This is a genomic window from Bradyrhizobium sp., from assembly GCF_016462955.1.
Classification (GTDB): Bacteria; Pseudomonadota; Alphaproteobacteria; order Rhizobiales; family Xanthobacteraceae; genus Bradyrhizobium.
Genome location: NZ_JAEMSD010000296.1, coordinates 1 through 867, shown reverse-complemented (window position 1 = coordinate 867; position 867 = coordinate 1). Strand labels below are relative to the sequence as shown.

Below are 867 nucleotides of genomic sequence, written 5' to 3'. Positions count from 1 at the left end.
TCATCTCGGCGACGAGACGGTGAAACTCGCCGGAGAGGCGGACCGAGGCGCGCGCATCGCCGCGCAATTCCGCTTCACGCTCCTCGGCGATATGCTGGCCGAGGCGATCGAGCCAGGCCGGCGAGACCGCGTCGATCGCATGGTCGACGATGGTGGGCTCGATCAGGCGGCGCGCCTCGAACACTTCGCGGGCATCGGCAGGCGTCGGGCGCGCGACGAAGGCACCGCGGTTCTTCTCGATGTTGACGATGCCCTCATGCGCGAGCTGCTGCAGCGCGGTGCGCACCAGCGTGCGGCTTGCGCCGTAGATCTCGCCGATCTCGTCCTCGCCGAGCTTCGTGCCTGGCAGCAGGCGATGCTCGAGAATCGCCGCTGTCACGCCCTCCCTGATACGGCTGACGCGATCGCTCGCATCGGGCGCATCGGATTTCGGGTGGGACTTGGCGGCCATTGGTGTGAGGGCTCGATCGGCGACGTTCGACCGAATGGTAGTCGACGAGCTGTATCCAATCACAGGCGAAACTTTATACAATCTGCGCCCGTTTTGTGTGCAGAGAGGAGCGCGGGCGCGAGCCAGCCGAACGCGGCCGGAAGTGACCTAACGATCTGACTCCACTGCACAGTTTTCTGAAATCGGTTGGCTGAAGGCGCTTGGCACGGAGCTTGCGGAGAGAGGCGGGAAGCATCGCCCCTGCTCGGATACGCCATGGCCACTCCCGCCGCTCTCGAACTGGTCGCCGTCACCAAGCGCTACGACACCACGCTGGCGGTCGACAACGTCAACCTGAAGATCCCGGCCGGCACCTATTGCTGCCTGCTCGGCCCCTCCGGCTGCGGCAAGACCACGCTCCTGCGCATCGTGGCGGG

Annotated in this window: 1 protein-coding gene and 1 pseudogene; one reads left to right on the top strand and one right to left on the bottom strand. The window is 65.7% G+C overall.

All coding sequences use genetic code 11. The features are described 5' to 3' along the window. Positions 1–391: pseudogene (locus JHD07_RS25350) on the bottom strand (GntR family transcriptional regulator); the annotation flags it as partial. A gap of 315 nt (positions 392–706) precedes the next feature. Here JHD07_RS25350 and JHD07_RS25345 point away from each other — a divergent pair. Then, on the top strand, positions 707–867 hold a 161-nt coding region (locus tag JHD07_RS25345; RefSeq protein ID WP_291627016.1), incomplete at its 3' end, for an ATP-binding cassette domain-containing protein.